Below are 4,486 nucleotides of genomic sequence, written 5' to 3'. Positions count from 1 at the left end.
CGAGAGGGCGGGGGCAGCGGCATGGGCTACTGGGGCTGCTTCGTCGTGGGCCGTGACGAGCGGCCGCTCGCGGAGCGGGACGCGCTGTCCGGCGCCGACGGCATCGTCCTGCGCACCGAGGCGCCGGGCGGCCGGCGGGTCCGGGAGTACGCCGGGGCCGGCGAGGCGGGCGGCATGCGCGCCCTCGCCGAGCGGACCGGGGCGCCCGCGCTGTTCGCCTGCGTCATGGGCGGCGACTGCGCGGTCGTGGAGGCGGCGGCGCTCGGCCCCGGGGCGTGGACGACCTGCCTGGGCCGGGCGGCGATGGCGGACCGGCTCCGCCCGGAGGAGGACGGGCTCACCCTCGGCGACTACTTCCGGGAGCCCCGCGACGCCGCCGAACGCGCCGTCGCCTGGGCCGCCGAGGCGGGACACGCCGTGGCCGCGGACGAACGGCTCGACGTCCTCGCCGCCGACCCCGGCCCGATGGCCGAAAACCTCCTCTTCCGTCTGCTGGACCGGCTCGGAGTGGTGCCCCTGTGACATTCCCGGGCCGTCGCGCGCAGTAAGGGGAAATGCGGGTTCCGTGAGGGAAGAGGCTGCTGAAGGGCCTCATCGGGACCTGCGGTACCCGCTGAGGGAGGCGTGGATGAGCCTGGTGGAACTGATCGCACAGGCCGACGAGCGCGGGCTGGCCGTGAGCGGATTGGCTTGTTTGGATCGGTGCGTGCCCCTGCTGGGCGGCGACGACGAGGTGCTGCGGCCGCTGTGGTCGAGCCTCGCGGAGGACACCGGCACCGGTGACTGGGCACAGCGGCTGGAGGAGGTGCGCGGCACGCTGGACGCGGCGGGAGACGAGGACGAGGACGAGGCCGCGGCGCTCGCGCACCGGATGCTCGCCGCCGCCCCCGCCCGGCGGTCCGCCGCCGAGCTGCGGATGTGGGCCGACGCCTGCTCCGTCGCCGCGCTGCGCATCCACCGGCTCCTGGACGGCGCCGCCGCCCGGACCGACGACGCGGACCCGGTCGACGCCTGCCGCGCGGGCCGTACGGACGGCATGTCGCCGCTCGTCGCCGCCGAACTGCGCAGGCAGATCGCGGTCCTGGAGCTGCTGTCCGCCCACGGAGCGACGGGCCTGCGCGGGGCGCTGGAGGTGTCGACGGAGGGGCGACGGGTGCTGCGTGCCGCGGTGTCCCGGCGCAGCCGCAGGAACGACTGAGGCCGCGCAGCCCCGCACCGGCGGCCACCGCACGACAAAGTTCCGTCGCTGTGAGGGTCCTGGGGCGGAGTCGGGGCGGTCCTGCGCCGGTTGCGGGAAGCCGCGGAAACCGGGTGACGAAACGCTTCACCGGCACGCTCTTGAAGGTGTGACGACTGCGACGACTGTGACGACACAGCAGGAGACCAGGCCCTCGGCCGCGGCCAAGCCGGTCCGGTGGGCGGCGGACGCGGTGGCGGCGATGCGCGAAGGGGCACGGCTGCGCCTCGACTACTCGGCGCGCAGTCTGTGGAGCGTCGACCGCGTGATCGAGGAGATACGCCGGGAGGAGGCCCCGTACGCCGCCGTGGAGCTGGTGCTGCGCGGATTCGGCGCCTACACCGGTGAGGTGATCGTCCGCCAGACCGGTGGCGAGTGGTGGGCCACGGGCGGCGACTACTGGGTCCGCACGCCCGACGGCCGCATCTGGGACCCGATCGAGGAGGCCGTCCGCTGTTACACGGGCGACGGGTCCCTGCGGCTGCTGTGCCGGGACGCGTCGGGCGGGGGACCGCGCGCGCAGTGACGTTTCCGGTGCCGCGGCCGGCCGGCGGACGTGAAGCGGCCGGGGCCCCGGGCGGTGCGGGGACCCCGGCCGTCGCCGCGGGGGCGGTGGTGCGGTGCTACGGCGTCAGCGTCCGGCCGAGGCGGCCGTCCGTCGGCGTGCCGAGGGTGCTCTTGCCGAAGACGGGGGAGTCGCCGTAGCCGGGGCCCGTGCTGTTGCTCGGCAGGTACAGGATGACGCCGTCCGAGGTGTCCTCGCCGTCGGCACCGAACGTCAGGTCCGCGCGGCCGTAGCCGGACAGGTCCGTCAGGGACACCGCGTTGTCGGCGTCGACGCCGGTGTGGTGGACGGCGGCGGGCTTGATCTCCGTGCCGTAGCTCGGGCACCGGGTGCGCGCCTTCGCCCGAAGGCTCTCGCGGACGTACCGGGAGGCCGAAAGGTTGTGCCGGGCCTGTGAGTTGGCCGTGTGTCGAGCGACACGTCCGTGACCCGTGACGCTCGGGGCGCGGCGCCCGCTTGGTCTGCCGGGGAACCCGGCAGGGCTCCCCGGCGGACCGAGCGGAGAGGTGGGGCCCATGGAGGCTGCGGACGAGCGGATGCCGGCCGCGGGACGGATGCGGCCGTACGCGGCGGCCTTCGTCGCCCGGGTGACCGCCCGCGGCCGGCTCCCGCTGGACTATTCCGTGGCCAGCCTGCGCGTCGTCGACTTCCTGGTCGACGGACTGCGCAAGGGCGGCGCGGACCGCGAGCGGGCGCGCGAGACGCTGTTCGGGCTCGGCGCCTACGTCGGTGAGGTGCTCGTGCGCCACGCCGGGGCGGCGTGGGTGGACTTCGACGAGGGGCAGCGCGCCTACTTCGGCCAGCCGGTCGGGGTGCGGATGCCGGACGGCCGGATCTGGAACCCGGTGGGCAGGGTGCACAACCGCTTCGAGGCGGGCGACCCGCAGGAGTCGCTGCAGACCTTCTACCTGATGCTGCACGGGCGGGCCCGCCGCCGTCCGGCGGCCGGACACGGGCGGCCCGCCCCTGTGCGTGTGCCGCACGAGGCCCGTGACGAGCTGTGACACTTTCGTGGCGCCCGACGCTGATGACCGTGGGGGGTGTGGGCATCGTCGGACGCGCTCACGCCAAGCGGATGCGCTACGCACTCGGTACGGACGAGGACAGTTCTTGGGCCACGGAGGGGAACCCCGCCGCGCACAGGCGCACGACGGGGAACTGGGCGCGGCCGTCGCGCGGGCCCAGGAAGGGGACGAGGCCGCGTTCGCCGTGGCCTACCGGCTCGTACAGCCCGGACTGCTCGTCTACGTGCGCGGACTGGTCGGGGACGACGCCGAGGACGTGACGTCCGAGGCCTGGCTGGAGATAGCCCGCGACCTGGGGCGGTTCAAGGGCGACGGAGCCGGGTTCCGGGGCTGGACGGCGACCATCGCCCGGCACCGGGCGCTGGACCATCTGCGCCGGCAGCGGGTACGGCCCCGGCCCTCGGCCCTGGAGCAGGACGTACTGGAGCTGCCCGGTCCGCAGAGCACCCACGACCAGGCCATGGAGGCCATGTCCACCGAGCACGCCCTGGCACTGGTCGGCGAACTGCCGCGGGACCAGGCCGAGGCCGTGCTGCTGCGGGTGGTCGTCGGCCTCGACGGCCCCGCCGCCGCCCGCGTCCTCGGCAAGCGGCCGGGGGCGGTCCGGACGGCCGCGTACCGGGGGCTGAAACGCCTGGCCAAGCAGCTGGGCGTCGAGAGTGTGACGGATGAGGCGTCGCGGACGCTGGGTGAGTCGACATGAACGGTGGCCGGGACGGCGGACACGGCGGGCGGGGCGACGGCGCCCCGCGTGAGCCGGCCGGACCCGGCAGCCCGCGGCGGTCCGTCCGGACCGGCGGACTGAACAGGCCGGATGAGCGGAACGTATGCCTCGGTCGGGGCAGGACCGCCTGCCCGGGCGGTCGGCACGGGTCGGGCGGACCGCACGGGCCCGGTGGGCCGACGGGGCCGAGTGGATCGAGCAGGGACGGGAACGGACATGGGTGAACGGCAGAACGACGGCGGGCCGGCCGGCCGTCGGCGTGTGCACCCTGAGGGCATGCCGTCCGGACACCGCCCGGCCGGGTGGGACGGCCCCGTCACCGACCGGCGCCGCGTCGTGGACGCCGCCGACCTCGAGGTGCTGCTCGCCGCCGCGCTGATCCGGGACTCCGTCGACGCCGCCGCCGAACAACGGGCCGTCGCCGCGTTCCGGGCCGCCCGGGAGGCGGGGGCGCACCGCGCGCGCACCCGGCGCCGGGACGACTGGCGGCCCCGCCGGTGGCGGCTCGGGAGCCACTCGGTGAAGGCCGTGCTCTCCGTGCTGCTCGGCGGCCTCGCCCTCGGCGGGGTCGCGGTCGCCGGGATCGGCGGGACGGGACCGGCCACGGACGGCCCCGCGCGGGACGACAGGCGCACCCATGCCTCGCCCGGCGCCCCCGGGCCGTCCACCGGGGAGTCCGCCGGCCCGGGTTCCGCCGCCGTCCCCGCCGAGCCGGACCGCCCCGCCGCGGTCCGGGACACCGAGGCGCACTGCCGCGCCTACGAGCGGGTCCAGGGGCGCGGTACGGCGCTGGACGCGGCGGTCTGGAAGCGGCTCACGGCGGCCGCGGGCGGCGAGGCGAAGGTCGACGCGTACTGCGCCGGGCAACTGGAGCGGGCCACCGCCGAGGCGCGGCCCGGCGGCACCCCGGCGCCGCGGAAGAACGCCGGCGAGGC

General features: G+C 76.3%; 6 protein-coding genes and 1 pseudogene. 6 read left to right on the top strand and 1 reads right to left on the bottom strand.

What is annotated here, in order from left to right:
* The first annotated feature begins 21 nt into the window (after positions 1-21).
* The 3 genes from RIM90_RS26020 to RIM90_RS26010 all read left to right on the top strand — a co-directional run bounded on the left by RIM90_RS26020 (position 22) and on the right by RIM90_RS26010 (position 1,763).
* Positions 22-522: a hypothetical protein gene (locus RIM90_RS26020; protein WP_309063191.1), complete on the top strand. Its 501-nt coding sequence runs from the start codon at positions 22-24 to the stop codon at positions 520-522.
* Positions 523-628: 106 nt separating this feature from the next.
* Positions 629-1,198, top strand: a complete 570-nt coding sequence (locus RIM90_RS26015) for a hypothetical protein (RefSeq protein WP_309063185.1) — start codon at positions 629-631, stop codon at positions 1,196-1,198.
* A gap of 148 nt (positions 1,199-1,346) precedes the next feature.
* Entirely contained in the window at positions 1,347-1,763 is a 417-nt protein-coding gene (locus RIM90_RS26010) for a hypothetical protein (RefSeq protein WP_375165554.1), read from the top strand.
* A gap of 97 nt (positions 1,764-1,860) precedes the next feature.
* Here RIM90_RS26010 and RIM90_RS26005 read toward each other — a convergent pair whose 3' ends face one another.
* On the bottom strand, positions 1,861-2,058 hold the full coding sequence (locus RIM90_RS26005; protein WP_309063184.1) for a hypothetical protein: 198 nt from the start codon (positions 2,056-2,058) through the stop codon (positions 1,861-1,863).
* A gap of 259 nt (positions 2,059-2,317) precedes the next feature.
* Here RIM90_RS26005 and RIM90_RS26000 point away from each other — a divergent pair, with 259 nt between their 5' ends.
* The 3 genes and pseudogenes from RIM90_RS26000 to RIM90_RS25990 form a co-directional block, all read left to right on the top strand.
* Positions 2,318-2,806, top strand: coding sequence for a hypothetical protein (locus RIM90_RS26000; RefSeq protein WP_309063183.1), 489 nt, complete (start codon positions 2,318-2,320; stop codon positions 2,804-2,806).
* Between the two features lie 106 nt (positions 2,807-2,912).
* Entirely contained in the window at positions 2,913-3,530 is a 618-nt protein-coding gene (locus RIM90_RS25995) for an RNA polymerase sigma factor (protein ID WP_309063182.1), read from the top strand.
* 297 nt (positions 3,531-3,827) lie between these two features.
* A pseudogene (locus tag RIM90_RS25990) lies at positions 3,828-4,486 on the top strand (hypothetical protein); the annotation flags it as partial.

This window comes from Streptomyces sp. (assembly GCF_031181555.1).
Taxonomy (GTDB): domain Bacteria; phylum Actinomycetota; class Actinomycetes; order Streptomycetales; family Streptomycetaceae; genus Streptomyces; species Streptomyces fimbriatus.
Note: the sequence above shows the minus strand (reverse complement) of the source record. Positions and strands in the feature narration are given on the sequence as shown.